The sequence below is a fragment of the Paenibacillus timonensis genome, from assembly GCF_022427145.1.
Lineage (GTDB): Bacteria > Bacillota > Bacilli > Paenibacillales > Paenibacillaceae > Fontibacillus > Fontibacillus timonensis.
In genome coordinates, this window is sequence record NZ_JAKSXN010000129.1 from 1 (window position 1) to 1,698 (window position 1,698).

At 46.1% G+C, this 1,698-nt stretch carries 1 protein-coding gene; it reads left to right on the plus strand.

What is annotated here, in order from left to right:
• Positions 1–115 precede the first annotated feature (115 nt).
• Complete coding sequence (locus tag MJ257_RS24480) at positions 116–1,567, plus strand: IS1182 family transposase (protein WP_240271782.1); 1,452 nt, start codon at positions 116–118, stop codon at positions 1,565–1,567.
• The last annotated feature ends 131 nt before the right edge of the window (positions 1,568–1,698 follow it).

A 1,698-nucleotide genomic window follows, 5' to 3' on the forward strand; every position in this document is an offset into this window, starting at 1 on the left:
GAGGCCACTGAAAAAGTCTCTCTCATAGGAAAAGGTATAGTCCTTCAAGAAAATTGAAGAGGCTATACCTTTTTTGTCGTATAATTGAAGCATCACGGAAAGCGGGTGAGAGCGCATGATTCGGCAGCAACAAACCTTGGTTCTGAGTCCATATGCGGCACTGTATGACATCGTCGTGCCGAAGGACAATATGCTCCGTCAAATCAACGAACTGGTGGACTTCACTTTCATATACGAAGAGTTGGAAACAAAATACTGTTTATACAATGGACGCAATGCCATCGATCCGGTGCGCATGTTTAAATATTTACTGCTTAAAGCCATCTTTGAACTCTCTGACGTCGACATTGTGGAGCGTTCAAAGTACGACCTGTCATTCAAATACTTCCTCGGCATGGCACCGGAGGACCCGGTCATCGATCCGAGTTCCTTAACGAAGTTCCGTAAACTGCGGTTGAGAGACATCAACCTTTTGGACATGCTCATCGGCAAGACCGTAGAACTTGCCATCGAGCAGAATATCCTGAAGAGCAACTCCATCATCGTCGACGCCACGCATACGAAAGCACGCTACAACCAGAAAACGCCCCAAGAAATTCTGCAAGACCGTGCACGAAAATTACGAAAAGCCGTGTACATCATGGATGAGTCGGTCAAGACCAAAATGCCGGCAAAGAATACAACGAGCGAACTCGAAGATGAAATTGCGTACTGCCAAAAACTCGTCAACTTCATCGAAAACGAGAGTGGCGTTGCACAAGTGCCGAAAATTCTGGAGCCGCTTAACTTGCTGAAAGAGACGGTTGCGGATGATGTTGAGCAGCTTCGCTTAGCGGCGGATCCAGATGCGCGCGTGGGCCATAAGAGCGCAAACTCGGCATTTTTTGGATATAAAACTCATCTCGCGATGACGGAGGAACGGATTATTACAGCGGCTGTCATTACAACAGGCGAAAAGAATGATGGCAAACAGTTGCAAACGCTCATCGAAAAAAGCAAAGCAGCTGGCATGCAGGTTAAAACCGTCATCGGAGATGCGGCCTATTCCGAAAAGGATAACATCTCGTACACGAAGAACAATGAAATTGAACTGGTAGCCAAACTCAATCCCCTCATCACGCAAGGCGGTCGCAAGAAAGAAGACGAATTTTTATTCAACAAAGATGCCGGAATGTACGTGTGCCCGGCTGGTCACATGGCAATCCGAAAGGCTCGGCAAGGCAAAAAGGGCGTCGGTAAAAACCAAATGGACACGTATTACTTTGATGTGGAGCGATGCAAGCTTTGCCCACTCAAGGAGGGCTGCTATAAGGAAGGGGCCAAAAGCAAAAGCTATTCTGTAAGCATTAAATCCGATGAGCACTCCGAGCAAATGACCTTCCAAGAGACGGATTATTTCAAGGAGAAGTCTAGGGAGCGTTACAAGATTGAAGCGAAGAACAGTGAACTCAAACATGGACACGGGTATGATGTCGCCACATCCTCGGGTCTGCTTGGCATGGAAATGCAGGGGGCAATGACGATATTCGCTGTAAATTTAAAACGAATCTTAAAGTTAACGAACTAAGAATTACCGAATGATTCAGATGAATTTGACTAAACAAAAAGACATCCGTCCCCAAATGGTGGAAAAACGGATGTCTTTTTGTTTGTTACGTAAGCCGTCAAAGAAAAATGCGTAAGTTCTTCAGTGGCCTC

Coding starts and splice junctions, on each gene's coding strand:
- MJ257_RS24480 (WP_240271782.1), top strand. CDS start 116: ATGATTCGGCAGCAACAAACCTTGGTTCTGAGTCCATATGCGGCACTG.